1 protein-coding gene is annotated in these 1,210 nt (G+C 73.7%); it reads left to right on the top strand.

Translation table 11 applies throughout. The annotated features are described in order from the left end of the window. Positions 1–1,210, top strand: a 1,210-nt coding sequence (locus tag IF89_RS0135630) for a hypothetical protein (RefSeq protein ID WP_030777415.1), incomplete at both ends; no start/stop codon positions are given.

Genomic DNA, 1,210 nt, shown 5'->3' on the forward strand with positions numbered 1-1,210 from the left:
GTCTGTCACCGACCCCTACGGCGCCGCCACTACCGTCGCCTACGACGACGGCCGGGTCGTGTTCACCGCCCCGGCCCGTTCCGGCGACGGCCACCGCCTGACCGCCGTCCTGGAGCTGGAGGACGGCCTGGTCCGCAAGGCGACCGCGGGGGACGGGGCGGTGACGGGGCTGGAGTACGGGCGGCCGCTGGCCGGACACGGCCCCGTCATCACCCGCGTCGCCTCGCCTCTCGGCGCGGTGACCGAGATCGCCTACGAGGAGGTCCCCGGATCTCCCGTGCCGGCGCTGGCCGCGACCCGCCTGCGCACCCTCGACGACCGCGGGGAGCTGGCGGCGCCCGAGCAGCGGTTCTCCCCCGCGGTGGAGGAGGGGCGTGCCTACACGGGGGCGGGGGGCGGTTTCGCGGGTGAGGACGATGTCTTCGACCAGCGGACCGGCTTCACCTACACCACCGAGGTCTCCCTCCTGGGCTTCACCTCCGCGCTGGGCAAGCAGGCGGCCGGCGAGCTCGTGCGCGGCTACAGCTGGCAGCACGATGGCGGCTCTTCCGCCCCGCCGCCGTCGGCCGGTGAGGAGCTGCCTGCGGACTGGGCCCTGCCGGTGCGCGAGGCCAGCACCGTCTACAACTCCGCCGGGCAGAAACGCGAGACGGTCGCCACGGCCGCCTACGACACCCTGGGCCGCGCGGTGAAAACCGTGGATGAGACCGGCACCGTCACCGAGACCGCCTACGACCCCGAGAACGGTTCCACCGGCCTCATCCTGTCGCAGAAGACCACGGACCGAGACGGGCAGGTGCTGCAGGAGACGGTCAAATCCCTTTCCGGGGACCGGCGTACGGTCACCGGGACCGTCACCCGCACCGCAGACAGCAGCGGGAAGCTGTCCGCCCGCGAGCAGACGGCGTTCACCTACGACGGGTACGGGCAGCCTGCCTCCCAGACCGTCTCCTGGGCTGAGGGCGCGGGTGAGGAGGGGCGGGGTGAGGGGCCGGGCGAGCTGAAGACTGAGGTCAGCCGGACCGTGGAGGGCGGGCGTCTGACCGAGACCACTACGGTGGCGCCCGGCACGGACGCGGAGACCTCCGCCTCGCGGGTGGTGGACCTGGCCACCGGCGCGGTGCTGGAGGAGGCCGGCCCCGGCGGGCGGGTCCTGTCACGTACGGAGTACGACCGCCAGGGCCGGCCGTCTGTGCACACGGTGCTGCCG

Source organism: Streptomyces sp. NRRL F-2664, from assembly GCF_000719345.1.
GTDB lineage: Bacteria > Actinomycetota > Actinomycetes > Streptomycetales > Streptomycetaceae > Streptomyces.